Genomic DNA, 19,515 nt, shown 5'->3' on the forward strand with positions numbered 1-19,515 from the left:
CTTTTAGGATCAGAGGGTCAAGCCACTTTGGCGAATAAAAGTAAAAAAATCACCCCTTAACCTTTCCGAATATTTCTCATTTACGACTTTTGCGTCATTATATTGTGTTCTGATCCATGTCATCTGTCTCTTCGCATACCGTCTTGTATTTTGTTGCGCCCGCGAAATAGCCTCATCGAGAGAGAGTTTTCCTGACAAATACTCCGCCAATTCTGGAACCCCGAGCGCCTTCATGACCGGCAGTGATGGATCAAGGCCTAATTGCAACAGATTCTCCACTTCTTTTAATGCTCCTAATTCGAGCATTATCTCAAAGCGCTTGTTACAATTATCATAGAGCTCTTCGCGAGGCGGTATCATAGCAAATCGAACGTAATCAAAATCAGGTACGACGCCATGGGCTTGTCGCTGCCAATCGAGAATAGATTTCCCGGTATGTGTAACGACTTCCCACGCCCGGGTTAAGCGCTGACGGTCACCCGCGTTTAGCTTCTGAGCCATGTCCGGGTCGATCACAGCAAGATTCTCTTTAAACTGTTCGCCCCCAAGTTTTTCCAATAACACATGAGCCTGCGCACGGACTTCATCAGGAATTTCTGGAATATTCGCAATTCCTTTTTCCAACGCCCGTATATACAAACCAGTACCGCCAACAAGAATCGGGATTTTACCTTGATTGTGAACGGCCCTTATTTCTTTAAGGGCAAGGGTTCTCCATTGCTCTGCCGAGCATCTCTTGGCTCCCGGCATTGTCCCATAAAGTCGATGAGACACTTTCGCCAAGTCAGCTTTAGGTGGACGCGCCGTCAGAACGTCAAGCTCTTGGTATATCTGCATGGAATCAGCATTTATAATCTCGCCACCCAAGGCAAGAGCCGCGTCAATTCCTAGCGCGGACTTTCCGCTCGCAGTTGGTCCAGTAATTACAATAATTTTTGGGGCTTTTGACATGACTTCCGGCTTATCGTTGATCACTTGAGATATCTCTGCTTTAACAATGCTAACTTGGTTCCTACTATACCCCAACCTGAAGAGCCACAAAACAATCACGTTTCATGAGGACAACAATCCAATGCGTTTCGTCGCCACCTTGGTTGCCCCCACCGCAAGCTCCCTTCTCGATTACGCAACAGTACAAACCATATCGACTTGCCTTAAAGCCCACGGCGCTACTCTCGGCGCGGAAGATTGGCTCTCCGATAATGAGGCCTGTGACATCTTTTTTTCCGAATTAGAACTGTCCGTTGCCAAAGATCTCATTCACAACGAAATTGCAGGAGCTAAAATAGATTTATCTGTCCAGGAAACCTCCAATCGGCGAAAAAAATTACTGGTTGCCGATATGGAATCGACGATTATTCCTCAAGAGATGATCGATGAACTGGCTGTACGACACGGCATTGGCGATGAAATCGCTTTGATTACCGGAAAATCTATGCGTGGAGAGCTAAATTTTGAAGAATCACTTCGTGAACGTGTTGCTCTACTGAAGGGTATCGAAGAAAAGGAACTTGAATCTCTCTCCAGCATAATGACGCTCAACCCCGGTGCCGACACATTGGTTAAAACCATGCGTGGGCATGGTGCCTATACTGCATTGGTTTCAGGAGGCTTCACATATTTCACTTCACAAATAAAAGACCTTTGTGGCTTCGATGAAGATCGCGCCAACGATCTAAAGATTGAAAATAATAAACTAACGGGCATGGTTGGAGAGCCAATACTGGGGCGCGAAGCCAAACTCGAAGTTACAGAGGCGTTGGTACAACAATTAAGCATCACGCTTTCTGATGTCTGCGCCGTGGGTGATGGGGCAAACGACCTTGCTATGCTATCAGCCGTGGGAATGGGCGTGGGTTACCACGCCAAGCCTATCGTGAAAGAAACAGCTGCCTTTCAAGTTGAACATACAAATCATTTAGCCTTGTTATTTTACCAGGGCTATCGACGAAAAGGCTTTTACTAAAGCCCACAGCCTTATTGATGTAAGTTTACCCAAATTTACTCATGGTTAGACTATACAACAGAACTAACCATCGGACGGGACACTCAAGCAAAAAAGGGGCACTCCCGGTGAGTGCCCCTTTTTTTCATTCTCTATCGTCATGGAAGACATTACACGTTTTATGAATCCAGTTTAATTGCCACCCAAGAATATTCGCCTTGTTTAAAGACCAACAGAGTTACAACCCGGAAACCTGCTTCTTTTGCCTTACCGACAAGAGAAGCTACCTGACCAGGATTAGTAACTTCCTCCTGATCAACCTCAACAATAATATCCCCTGGGCGGAGGCTTTTTTCTGCTGCGCTACTATTGGGAACCACATCTGTAATAACAACACCGTTCACACTATCGCTGATAGAGAACCGCTGACGCGTTTCACTGTCAAGCTCACCAAGATAAAGTCCAAGATCAGCAACCTTGCTGGCTTTCTTCTCTTCTTTTTTGGTTTTAGACGGAGCTGCAGAAGCGACGACATCATCCGGGAGTTGCCCAAGATCAACAGATACTGTTTTCTTTTCACCCTTGCGCCAGACGACAACATCAACTTCACGTCCAATGGAAGTTTCAGCGACCATCCGGGGCAACTTGCGCATTTCCGGCACTTTACGATTATTAAACTCAAGAATAACATCGCCAACTTTGACACCAGCTTTTTCCGCAGGGCCGCCTTTTGTAACAGAAGAAACCAAAGCACCACTTGGCTCATCAAGGCGTAAACCTTCCGCAAGCTCTTCAGTCACGGTTTGGATTTGCACACCCAACCAACCACGTTTGACTTCACCACTTTCGCGCAGTTGCTCGATGATATGTTGCGCCATAACAGATGGAATAGAAAAACCGATACCGACGGATCCACCTGACGGGGAATAGATTGCAGAATTCACGCCAATGACTTTTCCGTCCATATTGAACAAAGGTCCACCAGAGTTTCCACGGTTGATCGCCGCATCTGTTTGAATAAAGCTGTCGTAAGGGCCTGATCCAATATCACGAGAATGGGCTGAGATAATGCCAGCAGATACCGAGCCACCAAGTCCGAAAGGATTACCAATAGCAAGTACCCAGTCACCAATTCGGGATTCATCAGAACTCCCCCAACTTGTCGCAGGCAACTTGATATCAGTTTCTACCTTAAGCAGAGCCAGATCAGTTTTTTCATCGGCACCAATAACCTTGGCTTCAAGAACGGTACCATCTTGCAATCGAACAGCGACTTCATCTGCGCCTTCAATGACGTGATTGTTTGTCACGATCAAACCTGCAGAATCGATAACAAAACCCGACCCCTGTGCGCCACCGCGACGAGGTTGTTCCGGTTGCCGACCACCTCCGCGACGTTCAAAAAAGTCCCGGAAAAATTCTTCGAAATTTTCCCCCTGAGGCACCTGAGGTTGCCCGTCAGTTTCAGTCGTTTCTTCAATTTTTTGTGACGTAATGACATTCACAACAGTCGGAAGTAACTCTTCAGCTAAATCAGCAAAACTATCAGGTGCCGAACGGGCCTTTGCAGTAAAAGCCATAGACATAATGCCGATGACAACCGCTATTCCAATCATCCATTGCTGAAGCCCTTGTTTCGTCAATATCGGTCTTGATACCAAGACTTGAGCCGAAGCCCCAGTGTGACGAAATTTTTGATCCGCTCTATTCTTCATTCGCGTATTCTCCGGTAATCTTCTCGCACAAAGGCGGTCATCTTTAACTTACGTTCTATTCAGTCATGTTCAAGTGAACTTATATATGAAGGTGAGGGACGAAATGGGCGTAATTGTGACTTATAAGTGACATTTCATCTATTTTAATTTGCCTCAGGGGATTAAACCACCCGCAGCACCCAAATCAAAAACACACCAAGACTTGCACAAGCAAGCCCTCCGCCACGTAACGTCGCATGCGGCATTTCTGCCATCATTTCAAGCAACTGCTTCAAGCGATGAGGAAACAGAGAGAGTACAATACCCTCTATGACCAACACCATTGCCAGCCCAGTAAATAATTCGATCACACCCTACTCCAACCACACATAATGTATTGTGTAAAAATAGCACAAAAAAATGACGGTGACACCAATACAGGTATCACCGTCTCCCTAACAAACACTATTTATTATTTAGCAGCTTTGCCTTCTAGGAATTCGTTAGGTCCACTAAAGAATTCAAAGAAATCACTATCAGGAGTCAGAACCATATAGGTTCCTTTTGTTAGTGATGCTTCATAAGCTTGCATGGAACGATAGAATTTAAAGAATTCAGGGTCCTGACCATAAGCTTCATTAAGAATCTTAGTCAAAGCCGCATCACCTTGACCGCGAAGAATCTCTGATTCTTTTTTAGCCTCGGCAGTCAGAACCGTAACTTCTCTGTCCGCTGTCGATTGAATACGTTGCGCCAATTCAAAACCCTGGGCACGGAATTCAGCAGCTTCTCTTTCACGTTCCGTCTTCATACGCGCAAACACTGCTTCGCTGGTTTCTTTTGGTAAATCAGCACGACGAATACGAATATCGAGAATGGCAATACCAAACCGTCCCGCTTGGCCGTTTACATGCTCCAAAACACGTTTCATAAAGATATCGCGCTCAGGAGAAAGAACCGTACTTAATGTCGCTTTACCAAGTTCGACACGAAGACCTGAATTCACGATTGTTCCTAAACGAGCACGAGCCCCTTCTTCAGAACGAACGGTCTTGAAGAACTGAAGTGGATCATCGATTGTGTAGCGCGCAAAACTGTCGACCAACAAAGGTTTTTGGTCAGAAAGAATGATACGCTCTACTGGAGGATCCAGATTAAGCACACGTTTTTCGTATGTTTGAACATCCTGCCATGGAAGCTTAAACTTTAGCCCAGGATCTTTAATGGTCCTCTGAGCTTCACCAAACTGTAGAACTATGGCTTGTTTACGTTGATCAACAGTGAAAAACATACTGCTTGCGAGGAAAGCACCAGCGACGATAATAACGCCAATGATGAGAGTAATTTTATTATTCATAATATTTTTCCCTCCTTATTGGCTATTTTTACGAAGTTGATCAAGCGGAAGATAAGGCACAACACCACTCTGATCAGCTCCGAGAATAACTTTGTCGGTCTTCATGAAAACCTTCTGCATCGTTTCGAGATACATCCGGCGCATAGTAACCTCTGGGTTTTGTTTATATTCTTTGTACACTGACAAGAAACGATCTGCTTCACCTGTTGCTTCGTTTAGAAGACGCTCTTTATAAGCTTCAGCATCCTGAATTTGTCTTTGTGCTTCACCACGTGCACGCGGAATAATATCATTACGATATTTTTCAGCTTCATTACGTGCTCTGTCTTTGTCTTGTAGTGAGCGTTGCACATCATCAAAAGCATCAATTACGGCTGCAGGCGGCTGAACGTTTTGAAGTTGAACCTCTGTAATAAGAATACCTGCTTCATAACCATCAAGAATCGACTGAAGAAGAATTCTTGTGCGACTCTGAATATCATCACGTGCTTCTGTCAGCGCTGGCTGAATATCAATCTGGCCAATGATTTCGCGAAGTGCTGATTCTGCTGCGATTTTAACCGTCGCTTCAGGATCTCTGATATTGAACAAGAATTGTCCTGGTTCAGAAATTTTCCACTGCAAAGTCAGGTTGATATCAATAATATTCTGATCACCAGTAAGCATCAGGCTTTCTTCGACCACAGAACGATTTTGAACTCGACCACTCGCATTCGTGCCACGGAAGCCAATGTTGATTTGGTGAATAGTTGTTACTTCAGGCGTGATAACCGTTTGAATAGGATATGGATAGTGCCAATTCAAACCAGGTTCTGTCGTCGTTATCCATTTACCGAACTGAAGCACTACGCCCTGTTGGTTTGGCTGAACACGATAAAACCCTGAAGCAAGCCAAAGAAGCAGAACAACACCGAGGATAAAAACAAATCCTTTACTGCTGAAGCTTCCACCGCCAGGAATCATTTCTTTTACACGGTCTTGGCTTTTGCGAATCATTTCTTCGATGTCAGGCGGGCGTTGTCCGCCGCCATTGCCGCCGCCACTGCCGCCGCCGCCCCATGGGCCTCCACCGCCGCCAGAACCTTTATTATCCCAAGGCATCTATTTTCCCTGTGTTAAACGTTTAAAAGTACAAAAAATTTTGTATGAATCTGTCACTAAACGCACCTATTTTACAAGCCCCGTTTCACAGATTTTGCATATTCTAAGCTTAGGTGCGTCATAAAACCCTTATCTTTGCCGTAGACCCTACCATATAAAGCAGGCATAACCACTTACTAACCGAGCAGGAACATACCATATAGTACCTGCACATATTGTACAAAACATGGGGATTTCAAGGATGAGTCGCGTTACAGAACAACAAATTCTCGATGCGTTAGCCACTGTAATAGAACCAGAGAGTAAAAAAGACCTTATTAATCTTGGTATGATCTCTGGCCTTATCATAAAAGACGGGAATGTTGGCTTTTCCATTGAAATTGATCCCGCGAAGGCAGATGCTTTTGAGAGTGTACGTAAATCTGCAGAAAAAATCGTTCATGCACTTCCCGGTGTTTTGTCTGTCAGCGCAATTCTCACAGCGGAAAACCAACCTGGTGAAACCAAGCCTACCCCTCCATCACAAGAACAAACTGGCGGCTCCAAAACGGCTCCAGCACCCGGGACAGGAGGAAAAATTCAACTAGATGGCATAAAGCACATAATCGCCATAGCCAGTGGGAAAGGCGGCGTTGGAAAATCAACAACCGCCATAAACCTTGCTCTTTCACTCGCGAAAAAGGGCTTGAAGATCGGCCTAATGGACGCAGATATCTACGGTCCTTCCCAACCAAGGATGATGGGCATTACTGGCCGACCGTCTTCGCCGGATGGAAAGACACTTATGCCAATGGAACGCCACGGGATCAAATGCATGTCTGTCGGCTTCCTTGTCGCTGAAGATACGCCGATGATTTGGCGGGGCCCCATGGTACAAAGTGCGCTGACACAGATGCTCCGTGATGTTGTATGGGGCGAACTGGATCTCTTGATCGTTGACATGCCACCTGGAACAGGTGATGCCCAATTGACAATGGCACAACAGGTTCCACTCGACGGTGCCGTTATCGTGTCGACCCCTCAAGACATCGCCCTTTTGGACGCACGTAAAGGCCTGAACATGTTCCGTAAGGTTGATGTTCCTGTCCTTGGAATCATAGAAAACATGAGTGTTTACATCTGCCCAGAGTGTGGCCACGAAGCACATATCTTTGGTGAACACGGCGCAAGGAACGAAGCTGAGAAATTGGGTTGTCCATTCCTGGGTGAGATGCCTTTGCATATTGACATTAGACTGACCTCTGACGAAGGAGAACCTATTGTCGTCTCATCTCCAGACAGTGAACATGCAAAACGTTATGCTGATATTGCCGATGGCGTTTGGTCAAGCCTAAGTACTTCAGCCAGACAGGCCCCTTCTATTTCCATGAAATAAATTCCGCCTGTCACATCGCCAAACGCGAAGGACACATTGGGATGCAGTTCAGTTTTTAGCTGAAATTTCATAATACAAAAACAGCCTTGGATTTTTTTTCCGGGGCTGTTTCTATTCAGTTCTGAGAAAATGCAAGAAACGATGTAAACTTTATAGATCTAATGCCACGTTAGGATTCTCAGTATGAATAACGCTTGCCTTTTTAACCTTATATTCTCTTGCAAAACACTCGTAATTACTTCGCTATTTCTCGTTTCCTTACATACAGCCCTCTTGTTAGCCCCCACACCAGCCAAAGCAGAACCTATCCTTGTTGATCTGGAACTTGTACTGGCCGTTGATGTTTCCCACAGCGTCGATGACTACGAAGCCAGCTTACAACGACAGGGGTACATAGAAGCACTACGCGATCCTGATGTCATTCAAGCAATAAATTCCGGTCCGATGGGGCGTATAGCCGTGATCTACATCGAATGGGCAGGGCAGCAGCATCAACACATCGTCATAGACTGAACTGTGTTGGAAGGCGCCGATAGCGCATATGCTTTTGCGGAAAAACTATTAACACGCCCGATAAGCACTGCGCCTTCAACATCCATCAGCCAAGCGATCTACTATTCGATCAACCAAATTTATAGTAATAATTTTGTCAGCAAAAGAGCCGTGATCGATATTTCAGGCGACGGCCCCAACAGCGATGGTAGACACGTCACCCAATCAAGAAATGACGCCATTGCTCTCGGAATCACAATTAACGGCCTGCCAATATTATCCTCACGCCCAAACCCGAACGGATTAGGCGCACCCTCTGCCTGGCTAGGTTCGTATTACTTAAAAAATGTCATCGGGGGTAAGAACGCTTTTTTAATAGAAGTGTTCGAATTTGATACCTTTAGCTCAATCCTGAAAGAAAAACTCAAACGCGAGATAACAGGCGCAACAGAAATCTCTCTGAATTTCAATCAAACTCCACCTTTTAAGCGACCACTCGATTAGGGTTCAGAGATTTTTATTCAAAATAACAAAGGCGTAACCCGGCATATTGTTTTCCGGCTCATGGCTTTCACGATATGTTTCTGTCCACTGTTCAGCGTTTGATTTTGGAAAGAAAGCATCAGCTTCTGGTTCAAGATCGACCTCGGTTATATACAAGCGGTCAGCGAATTCTATTGATTGCGTATAAATCTGAGCGCCGCCAATAATCATCAGCTCGTCACCATCCAAACGCTTAACTTCTGCGCGAGCAAGATCCAACGCCGCGTCCAAGCTGTTGCAAGTTGTAACACCTTCCGCGAAATAGCTTTGATCTCGTGTAATCACAATATTTAAACGCCCGGGGAGAGGGCGACCAATGGACTGAAAGGTTTTTCGCCCCATGATCACGGGTTTCCCCAAAGTTTGAGCCTTGAAGAACTTTAAGTCGCCCGGAATATGCCAAGGCATGACGTTATCTTTACCAATCGCACGATTTTTTCCGTGCGCAACAATCAATGAAATCGTCGTCATAATACCATCTACTCAATACTTTTCCATAAGGGGCATTTCTTAAATACGTCAGGAAACTTAATAGGAGTTTTCTCCCTATCTGCCCAGTCGTTATCCAGAAAATAACAATATATTACATAGATGTTGCGATTATTGCAGCAAAGCTTCTGGCCAAAGGTGGATAAAATATCCTAATATACCCAGCAGGCCCGATTGGCAATGACGGCATCATAGTAAGGCAAACATAAAAACGGAAGCCCTAAACCGAATGGCCGAGAAGAATAAAACTGGTGTGTTCAAACGCCAAACCATTACCGAAGCAGTTGCAGAAGCACTTAGAGAAGAGATCCTATCTGGACAACAAAAAGAAGGTGCGCAACTTCGGCAAGATGCCATCGCTTCTCGGTTCAATGTTAGTAGAATTCCTGTAAGAGAAGCTTTGCGGCAGTTAGAGGCAGAAGGTCTTGTTACTTTTTATGCCCACAAAGGCGCTGTTGTGTCTTCTCTCTCTCGTGAAGAAATTCGAGAGCTATTTGATATAAGACGCCTGCTAGAAGGAGATCTTTTTGCACGAGCTATTCCAAAGATGCAAAAAGAGCTTATTCAAGACGCAGAAGACATTCTGAACCGTTATGATACTGCGCTTGAAAATGGTGAAGTCTCTCTTTGGGGAGAGCTTAACGCAGAATTCCACCACATACTCTATATTGCAGCGGATCGCCCTAAAACACTGGCAATCGTTCAAAACCTACACAACAACATTGATCGCTACTTAAGGATTCAGCTTCACAGCGCAGGAGCACGTAAGAATGCCCGCGATGATCACTGGAGTCTGTTGAACTTTTGCAAAGCAGGTGACGTTGAGGCAGCAATAAAGTTGCTCGACAGCCATATCCGAGCTGGTTGTGATAATCTGATAGAGTTTTTGGATGCCCAAGCCGGAAGTTAAAGTTCAAAAAGCTTAAAACGATAATAAAAAGCGACTTGGTCGCTTTTTTATCTGCCAATTCAAATTGTATAAAATATGTTGTAGCCAATCTGGAATATTCATGAAGATAACAACACCTATTAAAACCGTAGAAATGCATACAGGTGGAGAGCCTCTGCGCATTATTACAAAGGGATATCCCCAAATTCCGGGCAAAAGCATTTTGGAAAAACGTCGCTATGTCCGTGATAATCTTGATCACCTCAGACATCTGTTAATGTTTGAACCGCGTGGCCATTTTGATATGTATGGCGCTCTTTTGGTTTCCCCAAGTATTCCAGAAGCTGACCTAGCAGTGCTTTTTCTGCACAACGAGGGTTACAGCACAATGTGTGGCCACGCCATAATTGCTCTCGGTCGTTATGCCGTAGATCAAGAACTGGTTGAAGTTTGTGAGCCTCTAACCACTGTTAAGATCGAATGTCCATGTGGTCTCGTCGTTGCAAGTGTTGAGGTCACCGATGGTAAAAGCGGAAGTGTCTCTTTTTTATCTGTACCGGCTTTCGCCTTCGCAACTGATCAAAAAATCCATGTCGAAGGCTATGGAGACATACAGTTTGATATTGGCTATGGCGGAGCTTTTTATGCCCTTGCATCATCAGAGCAACTTAACCTTAATATTCGCCGTTCTTTGACCCGTGATCTTGTAGATGCAGCAGACGCAATTACAAAAACCATACGCGATAATCTAAAACTGTCTCATCCAGACTCCCATGATCTTGCTTTTCTCTATGGCACCATTCTAACAGATGGCAGAGATCATTTTTCATCAGAGCCAACGGCCAATATTTGTGTCTTTGCTGATCGACAGGTTGATCGAAGCCCTACTGGTTCGGGCGTGACGGCACGCATTGCAGTCCAGCATTACAAACAACAAATAAATATGGGCCAGGTCAGAACTTTTGAAAGTATAACCGGGAGCTTATTTACCGCCCAAGTAAGAAACACACTTATCTGCGGTCCACATCAAGCCGTTCAAGTGATGGTGAGTGGTAAGGCACATTATTTGGGAGAATCGACCTTTTCGCATGAAAATGACGATAAAATAGGAAAAGGTTTTCTTTTAAAATAATCATAAAATCAAATGGTTGCATTTAAATTAGCAAAATTGCATCATTTAAATTTAAAATATTGTATACAATATCCAATTAACAAATATAATGGCAGCAAATACGAATAGCGTCACATTAAGGACGCCTCATTTGCAAAAGGAAAAATCATGAAAGTTACTTGGAATGGTGTATATCCAGCGGTTACGACACAGTTTCACGACGATGACAGCCTCGACTTAAAAACCACAGCCGAACAGATCGATAATTTGATCACAGCAGGCGTGAACGGCTTGATCATGCTGGGCACTGTCGGTGAAAATAACTCCCTCACAAGAGACGAAAAACTTCAGGTTCTCAAGCTTGCACAAGAAGTATCAAATGGCCGTGTACCTGTGATATCTGGGGTTTCAGAATTCACTACCGCTAATGCCTGTTCCTACGCCAAGGATTGTGAAGCACTCGGCATTGATGGTCTTATGGTACTGCCAGCAATGGTTTATAACTCGGACGCACGCGAAACAATTAATCACTTTAAAACCGTTGCCAAAGCCTCAAACCTACCGATCATGTGTTACAATAATCCGGTCGTATACGGTGTTGATATCTCCCCAGAAATGTTTATGGAAATGGCCGATTGCGAAACAATCGTCGCAGTAAAAGAATCATCTGATGACCCCCGTCGAGTTACAGATGTTTTTAATACCTGTGGTAACCGCTTTCTTGTTTTCTGTGGCGTCGATGATCTCGTTATGGAATCAGCCGCTCTTGGCGTTGTTGGTTGGGTTTCAGGACTAACGGATGCTTTCCCGCAAGAATCAGTTCGCCTATGGAAACTTTTAAGCGGTGGCAAGTTTGCGGAAGCCTTACCGCTTTATCGCTGGTTCACACCTGTTCTTCATCTCGATACTCATAGCAAGTTGGTCCAGTACATCAAATTGGCCCAAGCGATGACAGGTGTCGGCTCTGAAAACGTTCGCGCCCCACGTCTAAAATTGGTTGGAGAAGAGCGCGAACGCGTTTCAAAAATCATTCAGGATACAATCGACACGCGCCCCGCAACCTAACAACATTCGCCCCAAAGGAGACATACATTGAATCAGAATTATATTAACGGACGCTTTGTCGAAGGTGCCACTGCACGTGACAACATCAATCCTTCAGATACCTCGGAGGTCGTTGGCGTTTACACTCAGGCAAATGCCGAGCAAACTCGTGAAGCTATTGATGTCGCAGATAAAGCATCCATAGGCTGGGCACAATCCACGCCACAACAGCGATTTGATGTTCTCGATACCATTGGAACAGAACTGCTTGCTCGCAAAGCTGAACTCGGCGAACTCCTTGCCCGTGAAGAAGGCAAAACACTCCCTGAAGGCATTGGTGAAACAGCTCGAGCTGGACAGATTTTCAAATTCTTTGCTGGCGAAGCACTACGTCTTAGTGGCGACAAGCTTGCCTCTGTACGCCCCGGCGTCGAAATTGAAGTCGTCCGTGAAGCATTGGGTGTCATTGGTATTATCACACCATGGAATTTCCCCATTGCAATTCCAGCTTGGAAAATCGCCCCGGCTATTTGCTATGGTAATGCAGTAGTATTCAAACCAGCTGACCTCGTCCCAGGCTGTGGCTGGGCTCTTGCCGACATCATCTCCCGTTCAGGCCTACCCGAAGGCGTCTTTAATTTGGTCATGGGCCGGGGCTCAGTTGTTGGTGAAGAAATCCTGACAAACCCTAAAGTCAAAGGTGTAACCTTCACAGGGTCCGTTGCAACTGGCCAACACGTCGCAGCGACTTGTGCTGGGCGGATGGCTAAGTTTCAGTTGGAAATGGGTGGTAAAAATCCTCTGATCGTTCTCGACGACGCCAATTTGGACATCGCAGTTGAAACCGCCGTTCAAGGTGCTTTTTTCTCTACAGGGCAACGTTGCACAGCCTCTTCTCGCCTAATTGTGACCGAGGGTGTACACGACCAATTTGTTGCAGCCGTTATAAAACGCCTAGAAAGCCTCAAAGTTGATAATGCCCTCTCTGACGGGGTGCATATTGGCCCCGTCGTCGATGAAAGTCAGCTTGCGCAAGATATGGATTATATCCGTATTGGTCAGGAAGAAGGTGCCAAACTTGCTTTTGGTGGCGAACGACTTGAGCGCGCGACCAAAGGATTTTATCTCTCACCGGCTCTCTTTACAGAAACCAATAATTCCATGCGAATTAATCGTGAAGAAATCTTTGGCCCGGTCGCAAGCATCATTCGAGTAAGCGATTATGATGAAGCACTTTCAATAGCAAACGATACCGAGTTCGGATTATCATCAGGCATCTGTACAACATCGTTGAAATACGCATCAGATTTTAAACGTAATGCCAAAGCAGGCATGGCCATGGTTAATCTTCCAACGGCTGGAGTGGATTACCATGTTCCCTTTGGCGGTTCAAAAGGCTCTAGCTATGGCAGCCGTGAGCAAGGAAGTTATGCCGCAGAGTTCTTCACAACCGTAAAAACAGCTTACATTTTACCGTAAGCTACTGAGATTTAGCCATAAGGCTAATACCACACTTTGTTTTTCTGGAGATCCCGGATGGGCGATGGAACAAAAAAGAAAATTCTGATCATAGGGTCAGGCATTATTGGCCTTTGCAGCGGAAGTTATTTACTCAAAGATGGGTATGATGTCACAATTGTTGAGCGCGAACCGCTTGGCGATGGAGCCTCCTGTGGTAACGCAGGTGCAATAGCCGCTACAGAAATTGTTCCCTTTGCCCTTCCGGGTCTTTGGAAGGATGTCCCCGGATGGCTTTTAGATCCTCTCGGCCCTTTAAGTCTTCGGCTTTCCTATTTACCGCAATTTCTTCCCTGGCTTTATCTGTTTTTAAAATCGAGCAACCAGAAAAAAGTCGAAAAATCAACCAAAGCAATGGCTGTCTTTTTAAAGAACGCTTTTGATGATTATAGACCCTTGCTCGGAAACACCGGGCTTGAAAGCCTTCTAAAAAAAGAAGGCTCTATTATGATTTACAAGAGCGAAAAAGGTCGTACCAAAGACAGATATTTTTGGGATCTAAGTCAAAGAAACGGCATTGAATTTCACCATTTAAATCGACGGGAAATTCTTGAACGTGAGCCTGCCCTCGGGGAACAAGCACACTGTGGCGTATACCAACCGAACTGGGGTCACTTCGCGAGCCCCTGCGATCTTGTTATGGGTCTGTCCAATGAATTCCAAAAACAAGGTGGCAACCAGATTTTCGATGAAGTTGAATCTATCGAATTCAAAGATAATAAGCCACGAATAGCCCGGACAAAAGGAGGGCAAGCCCTCGAATTTGACCACCTCGTAATAGCAGCTGGCGCCTGGTCTACACGTTTATCTAAAAAGCTCGGAGATAACTTCATTCTCGATACAGAGCGCGGATACAACACTACGCTTCCGACACCAGATGTAGAGCTCAACAACATGGTCTTATTCGCCGAAGACAAGTTTGTTGCCACCCCAATGAATATGGGATTACGCATTGGTGGTGCTGTCGAATTTGCAGGCGTCGAAGCAAAGCCTAATTACGACCGGTGCGAAACCTTGCTCACCTTGGCAAAAGAATACCTTCCCAATCTCAATGGAAAAGACGGAACCAAGTGGATGGGTCGCAGACCATCCACACCGGACAGCGTACCCGTCATAAGCCCATCGCGTCACCACGACAATGTCCATTATGCCTTTGGCCATGGGCACCTCGGCATAACAGGAGGCGCTGTTACAGGGCGCGCGATTTCAGATATGATTGCGAAACGTCCAACTGAATTGGATCTCGCACCTTTTCATATTAACCGTTTCGATTAGTTTTATTTTTGTCCTAAGGAATCAAGGCCGTGGCAAATCATACTTTTTTCTGTGTTGATGCACATACCTGTGGAAACCCTGTACGCGTTGTCGCAGGGGGAGGTCCACTATTGAACGGCTCCTCAATGCTTGAGAAGCGCGCGCATTTCCTCGAAGAATTCGACTGGATAAGAACAGGCTTGATGTTTGAGCCTCGCGGCCATGACATCATGTCCGGCAGTATCCTCTATCCACCGACCCGAGATGATTGCGACATCGGCATCCTTTTTATCGAAACCAGCGGTTGCCTACCCATGTGCGGTCACGGCACCATAGGCACCGTAACCATTATGATTGAACGTGGCCTGGTTAAACCCAAACACGAAGGTGTCTTACGTCTGGATACACCCGCTGGTCTCGTCATTGCCGAATATAAAATGGATGGCGAATACGTTGATTCCGTGCGCATTAGAAACGTTGCGTCCTTTCTACATTCAACCAATTTGGAAGTTGAGGTTCCTGAGTTTGGTAATTTGCATTTTGATGTTGCCTATGGTGGTAACTTTTATGCCATCATTGAACCTCAGGATAATTACAATGATCTCAGCGATATTAGTCCCGGTGACATCCAGCGCCTTAGCCCACTGATCAGAAACCTTATCAACGATAAGTATGATTTTGTTCACCCGGAAGACAATCGTATTCGCGGCTGCTCCCATCTCCAATGGACCGGCAGAGCAATTCACCCAGAAGCCCACGCAAGAAACGCCGTTTTTTATGGCGATAAAGGCATCGATCGTTCACCTTGTGGCACAGGGACATCAGCCCGCATGGCGCAACTCGCTGCACGCGGCGAGCTTAAAGTTGGTGCAAACTTCGTACATGAAAGTATTATTGGCAGTCTGTTCAAAGGCCGCGTCGAAGGTCACGCAAAAGTAGGTGATTACAAAGCTATTATCCCATCCATTGAGGGGTGGGCCCGAATTCACGGTCTCAACAATATATTCATCAATGACAGAGACCCATACGCAAAAGGTTTCTTGTTAACCTAATAGTATCTTCAAATCAGTGCATAATCTTGAATAGCTACTCAGTTAACGATTTTGAATACAGATTACACTCTGTTTTTCTACTTACTCTACTTGACTCAATTACATCTATATTAATATATTAAACATCAATATAAATTTTTAAAACATTAGTATTAAGTTTTTTCATAGAAAGAAAAAACATGATCACGGCCTCACAACTACGTGCCGCCCGGGCGCTCCTTGGGGTCGATCAAAAGACTCTTGCAAAGCTGGCAGGCCTTTCACTGCCAACGATACAACGTATGGAAGCAAGTGAGGGTAATGTCCGTGGTATTATCTCCACCCTTACTAAAGTGGTGGAGGCCCTCGACAACGCAGGTATAGAACTTATTGGAGATGGCGCCCGAAGCGACAATGGTGGACGTGGAGTTAGACTTAAAACCTCACCCCGCTCATCCAACACACCATATTAAATATTCATCAATTCCCAATATTGAGAATTCAACAAAAAAAACGTGAGATATCATAACTTTAACATTGAGTTATCAAAATGCGTCAGCCTAAAATTCTTACAACCATTAAGACTTACAGTTGGCAGATTTTTGTAAATGATCTGTTGGCAGGAGCAACTGTCGCAATGGTCGCACTCCCTCTTAGTCTCGCGATAGCCATTGCTTCTGGTGCAGATCCAGCAAAAGGGATTGTAACCGCTATCGTTGGGGGCTTCTTAATTTCACTCTTTGGCGGCAGCCGCGTTCAAATCGGTGGACCAACAGGGGCGTTTATCGTCGTCGTGTTCGGCGTGATCGGCCAGCATGGTTATGATGGTCTTGTCTTAGCGACTTTAATGGCTGGAATAATTTTGCTTTTAGGGGGATATTTTCGAGCAGGAAATCTTATTATTTTTATTCCTGAGGCCGTTGTAAATGGATTCACCATTGGTATTGGTATTATTATAGCTACCAGTCAGCTCAAGGATTTTATTGGCCTGTCCATTGATAATGTTCCCGCAGATTTTTTGGAAAAAATTCCCTTATTTTGGGAAGCACGAGAAACTTTCAGCATAGCAAGTTTGATCATTGCACTTGTAACTCTCACTTTGATCGTATTTTTACGACGCGTGAAACCACGTTTCCCCGGCCTCATCGTGGCCATAGGAATTAGCTCAGCTCTCGTGGCCTCCATGTCGCTACCTGTCGATACCCTTGGCTCTCGCTTTGGTGAGCTTCCTAGCCAATTACCGTGCCCTGAATTACCAGACCTTTCAACTTCTCGAATTATTGAACTCCTTCCCTCAGCTTTCATTATTGCTTTCCTAGCTGCTGTTGAATCACTTCTATCTGCTATGGTTGCGGACAAGATGATCGAAGGTAAGCATAGGCCCAATGCAGAATTGTCTGCCCAAGGTATTGCGAATATCGCCTCGGCTATGTTCGCAGGTTTGCCCGTAACAGGGGCGATTGCCAGAACAGCCACAAACATCAAGGCAGGTGGTAAAACCCCTCTAGCCGGAATTATTCATGCTATTGTCATTTTATTAGTGATGTCGCTCGCAGCCCCACTCGCAAGCTATCTGGCAATGCCAGCACTTGCTGCGCTTTTAATAATTACCGCTTGGAATATGACTGAGCCACATAAATGGTGCGAATACGCTCGCGGCAAAAAAAGTGATGTCGGGCTTCTGTTGCTTACATTGGTCTTAACTGTTGTTGTAGATTTAACTGTTGCCATTGGTGTTGGTGTATCCGTTGGCCTTGCTCTAAGCTTGCTACATCGCAAGGTCGAAGAAAGTGATTGGTCCCCGCCGGACAGGTAACCGATCACTTCAGCAGCACTTGATTCTTACAAATTTTCAATGAGAAATTAATAAACGCATCAGGAATAAGACCGTGCCCATCACCCAACTTCACGATATCTAACCCGCTTTAACTGATTTTTTATTTCCCCAAGACCAATAAGCCACAAGCCCTCCAGATAAAAATCCAAAAAGATGTCCTTCAAATGAGATTCCGGACTGAAAGACAAACAAGGTAGAGATAATCCCGCTGTATAATGCCAAAACGACAATAGCTAACAGTATCGAAACAAAGTTTCTCTGCCACCATGCACGTCCGAGTACATAGGCAAACAAGCCATACACTACCCCGCTCGCGCCGATGTGGTTGTATCCTCTTCCCGTCAGCCAGACCAACACACCGCCAATTATTGCGATCGAAATGGCAACAATCCAGAACCGCCACTTCCCCTCAAGCGCGACAAAGCTCCCCATGACCAGCAAAGGAACTGTATTGGAAATAAGGTGGACATAATTTGCATGTAAAAATGGTGAGAGCACAATTCCTGGTAGCCCGTCAATCCGACGAGGTATCAGACCATAAGTGTTCAGATAACCGGAGAAGGCCCAATTAAGGAAAAAGATGCCCCACATCAACCCGACAAAAATGAGTACATCGCGCACTCGTATCAGAGCTGCCATTACCTAAATCCTTATTTTGCGCTTTGATAAAAAGAGATTACCAGCGATTTACGCGATCCCACTTGGCAAGGAGCTCACCCTCGGAACTATGAACTTCATACTGTTCATATCCAGCCACTGTCATACAGGCGTGAATGGGCAAGATCCGCACCCGACTTCCAACAGGAAGCTCTTCGAAAGGCAAATCACCACTCACCGATGCGATCAATCCATGTTCTTGGTGAACGGATTCAACATACAGTTCCTCAAGCACCTTACCCGTGAGGTCGCAAACCAAACCATATCCTGTATGAGAGGAGAATTCACTGGCACTGATATCTTTGGACAACGCCAAACCTCCCGCATCGATGAGGATACGTTTGGCCGCTTTATTATGACCGATAACAGAAGCAAGAACAGAAGCGGCAATTTCATTAGAACGGCAAACCCCAATAAACATTTGATCCACGTCGCCAAACATATACACCCCCGGACGAATATCGGTTAGGCCTTCGTAGCTTTTGGCAAAGACAGCCGTCGGAGTAGACCCAGCACTCACGACCGGACAAGGCAATCCTGCGGCACGAAGTCTATCGGCAGCACTCACGACGGCCAGACGTTCTTGCTCTGCAATAGCCACAATTTCTTCTGGCGTGCTACAGTGATAAGAATGGCCAGCGTGGGTAAGCACTCCCTCCAAACTCAACCGTTTTGAGCTTTTGATTGCCTTCCCGATCGCAATAAGATCATCCGAGTTTGGCAAGACGCCACCGCGCTGCCCACCGCTATCGATCTCGATCAAAACCGGGAACGTTGTTTCCAATCGAAGAGCCTCTTCATCCAACGCCGCCACAACAGAAAAGTTATCAGTGATAAGACTAAGCTTCACACCCTTGTCTTGAATGCGTTGTCCTTGTGCAAGCTTCGAAGGCACAATTCCCACAGCATAGAGAATATCGGTCACACCCCCGTTAGCAAAAAAATCAGCCTCTGAAAGTGTTGACACCGTTATCCCCTCGAACCCGCCTTTGGTCGCCAAATGATAAGCCTCGATAGACTTGGCAGTTTTCATATGAGGGCGAAGTTTAACACCAGCCTCTTGCGCCCTCTCCTGCATAAGATTGCAGTTATTCTCGAGAATATCTTTATTCAATAACAGGGTCGGCGTGCCTAAATTTTCAAATACCATCTCTTGTTCCCCTCATGGCTTTATCCCC

The 19,515-nt window shown here is 45.5% G+C and carries 18 protein-coding genes and 1 pseudogene; 11 read left to right on the plus strand and 8 right to left on the minus strand.

Features of this window, described 5'->3' with window-relative positions; translation table 11 throughout:
- Nucleotides 1-9: 9 nt before the first annotated feature.
- Nucleotides 10-975, minus strand: a complete 966-nt coding sequence (gene miaA, locus ACFSKO_RS00380; protein WP_380247208.1) for a tRNA (adenosine(37)-N6)-dimethylallyltransferase MiaA — start codon at nt 973-975, stop codon at nt 10-12.
- A gap of 97 nt (nt 976-1,072) precedes the next feature.
- Here miaA and serB point away from each other — a divergent pair, with 97 nt between their 5' ends.
- Complete coding sequence (gene serB, locus ACFSKO_RS00385) at nt 1,073-1,966, plus strand: phosphoserine phosphatase SerB (protein WP_380247210.1); 894 nt, start codon at nt 1,073-1,075, stop codon at nt 1,964-1,966.
- 158 nt (nt 1,967-2,124) lie between these two features.
- Here the strand turns inward: serB and ACFSKO_RS00390 are convergent, their stop codons facing one another.
- The 4 genes from ACFSKO_RS00390 to hflK form a co-directional block, all read right to left on the minus strand.
- Nucleotides 2,125-3,660: a Do family serine endopeptidase gene (locus ACFSKO_RS00390; RefSeq protein ID WP_380247213.1), complete on the minus strand. Its 1,536-nt coding sequence runs from the start codon at nt 3,658-3,660 to the stop codon at nt 2,125-2,127.
- Nucleotides 3,661-3,821: 161 nt separating this feature from the next.
- Nucleotides 3,822-4,010, minus strand: a complete 189-nt coding sequence (locus ACFSKO_RS00395) for a DUF2065 domain-containing protein (RefSeq protein ID WP_380247215.1) — start codon at nt 4,008-4,010, stop codon at nt 3,822-3,824.
- Nucleotides 4,011-4,111: 101 nt separating this feature from the next.
- Entirely contained in the window at nt 4,112-4,996 is an 885-nt protein-coding gene (hflC, locus tag ACFSKO_RS00400; RefSeq protein ID WP_380247218.1) for a protease modulator HflC, read from the minus strand.
- A gap of 15 nt (nt 4,997-5,011) precedes the next feature.
- Nucleotides 5,012-6,097 carry an FtsH protease activity modulator HflK gene (gene hflK / locus ACFSKO_RS00405; protein ID WP_380247220.1) on the minus strand — a complete coding sequence of 362 codons (1,086 nt, stop codon included), beginning with the start codon at nt 6,095-6,097 and terminating at the stop codon, nt 5,012-5,014.
- Nucleotides 6,098-6,338: 241 nt separating this feature from the next.
- Between hflK and apbC the strand changes: the two genes are divergently transcribed.
- Both apbC and ACFSKO_RS00415 read left to right on the plus strand, forming a co-directional pair.
- Nucleotides 6,339-7,472 (plus strand): iron-sulfur cluster carrier protein ApbC, encoded by a 1,134-nt coding sequence (gene apbC, locus ACFSKO_RS00410; RefSeq protein ID WP_380247222.1) that lies wholly within the window; start codon nt 6,339-6,341, stop codon nt 7,470-7,472.
- Nucleotides 7,473-7,655: 183 nt separating this feature from the next.
- Nucleotides 7,656-8,468, plus strand: a pseudogene (locus ACFSKO_RS00415) (DUF1194 domain-containing protein).
- Between the two features lie 3 nt (nt 8,469-8,471).
- Here ACFSKO_RS00415 and ACFSKO_RS00420 read toward each other — a convergent pair.
- The gene (locus ACFSKO_RS00420) at nt 8,472-8,978 is read right to left on the minus strand and encodes a dihydrofolate reductase (protein ID WP_380247225.1); all 507 of its coding nucleotides are present in this window, start codon (nt 8,976-8,978) and stop codon (nt 8,472-8,474) included.
- Between the two features lie 247 nt (nt 8,979-9,225).
- Here ACFSKO_RS00420 and ACFSKO_RS00425 point away from each other — a divergent pair, with 247 nt between their 5' ends.
- The 8 genes from ACFSKO_RS00425 to ACFSKO_RS00460 all read left to right on the plus strand — a co-directional run bounded on the left by ACFSKO_RS00425 (nt 9,226) and on the right by ACFSKO_RS00460 (nt 17,659).
- Nucleotides 9,226-9,906: a GntR family transcriptional regulator gene (locus tag ACFSKO_RS00425; protein WP_380247227.1), complete on the plus strand. Its 681-nt coding sequence runs from the start codon at nt 9,226-9,228 to the stop codon at nt 9,904-9,906.
- 100 nt (nt 9,907-10,006) lie between these two features.
- On the plus strand, nt 10,007-11,017 hold the full coding sequence (locus ACFSKO_RS00430) for a proline racemase family protein (protein WP_380247230.1): 1,011 nt from the start codon (nt 10,007-10,009) through the stop codon (nt 11,015-11,017).
- Nucleotides 11,018-11,164: 147 nt separating this feature from the next.
- Nucleotides 11,165-12,061 (plus strand): dihydrodipicolinate synthase family protein, encoded by an 897-nt coding sequence (locus ACFSKO_RS00435; RefSeq protein ID WP_380247232.1) that lies wholly within the window; start codon nt 11,165-11,167, stop codon nt 12,059-12,061.
- A gap of 27 nt (nt 12,062-12,088) precedes the next feature.
- The gene (locus ACFSKO_RS00440; protein ID WP_380247234.1) at nt 12,089-13,519 is read left to right on the plus strand and encodes an aldehyde dehydrogenase family protein; all 1,431 of its coding nucleotides are present in this window, start codon (nt 12,089-12,091) and stop codon (nt 13,517-13,519) included.
- A 57-nt stretch (nt 13,520-13,576) separates the two neighbouring features.
- A complete protein-coding gene (locus tag ACFSKO_RS00445; RefSeq protein ID WP_380247236.1) occupies nt 13,577-14,833 on the plus strand; it encodes an NAD(P)/FAD-dependent oxidoreductase in 1,257 nt (418 codons plus the stop codon).
- Between the two features lie 29 nt (nt 14,834-14,862).
- Complete coding sequence (locus ACFSKO_RS00450) at nt 14,863-15,864, plus strand: 4-hydroxyproline epimerase (RefSeq protein WP_380247238.1); 1,002 nt, start codon at nt 14,863-14,865, stop codon at nt 15,862-15,864.
- A 179-nt stretch (nt 15,865-16,043) separates the two neighbouring features.
- Nucleotides 16,044-16,316 (plus strand): helix-turn-helix domain-containing protein, encoded by a 273-nt coding sequence (locus ACFSKO_RS00455; RefSeq protein WP_380247241.1) that lies wholly within the window; start codon nt 16,044-16,046, stop codon nt 16,314-16,316.
- A gap of 77 nt (nt 16,317-16,393) precedes the next feature.
- On the plus strand, nt 16,394-17,659 hold the full coding sequence (locus ACFSKO_RS00460) for a SulP family inorganic anion transporter (RefSeq protein ID WP_380247243.1): 1,266 nt from the start codon (nt 16,394-16,396) through the stop codon (nt 17,657-17,659).
- Nucleotides 17,660-17,758: 99 nt separating this feature from the next.
- Here ACFSKO_RS00460 and ACFSKO_RS00465 read toward each other — a convergent pair whose 3' ends face one another.
- Together ACFSKO_RS00465 and ACFSKO_RS00470 are read right to left on the minus strand one after the other, a co-directional pair.
- Entirely contained in the window at nt 17,759-18,319 is a 561-nt protein-coding gene (locus tag ACFSKO_RS00465) for a rhomboid family intramembrane serine protease (protein WP_380247244.1), read from the minus strand.
- Nucleotides 18,320-18,356: 37 nt separating this feature from the next.
- Entirely contained in the window at nt 18,357-19,487 is a 1,131-nt protein-coding gene (locus tag ACFSKO_RS00470; protein ID WP_380247246.1) for an alanine racemase, read from the minus strand.
- Nucleotides 19,488-19,515 lie beyond the last annotated feature (28 nt).

Origin of the sequence: Kiloniella antarctica (assembly GCF_042682825.1) — a bacterium.
Lineage (GTDB): Bacteria > Pseudomonadota > Alphaproteobacteria > Kiloniellales > Kiloniellaceae > Kiloniella > Kiloniella antarctica.